Genomic DNA, 259 nt, shown 5'->3' on the forward strand with positions numbered 1-259 from the left:
GATGGCCGAGGCGAAGGCGGACGAGACCAGCAGCGGTTGATCGACGGAGCGGCAGAGACCGGCGATGCGGCTCACTTCATTGACCGCCGGGCCGACGACGGTAAAGTCGAGGCGCTCGCGGCTGCCGATGTTGCCGTAAAAGACCTCACCGATGTGCAGACCCAAATACATATCGGTGGTTGGCAAATTCTCGCCGGTGCGCCGTCGATTGACGAGTGTCACGGCGGCCCTGGCGCTCTCGGCCGCCGCTAATGCAGCG

Annotated in this window: 1 protein-coding gene; it reads right to left on the bottom strand. The window is 64.5% G+C overall.

Going from position 1 to position 259, the window contains the following annotated elements:
* The coding region (locus ACY9Z2_RS19145; protein WP_463611266.1) for a hypothetical protein at positions 1 to 222 on the bottom strand (222 nt) is incomplete at its 3' end.
* Positions 223 to 259 lie beyond the last annotated feature (37 nt).

The sequence above is a fragment of the Virgibacillus sp. GM2-2 genome (genome assembly GCF_055329585.1).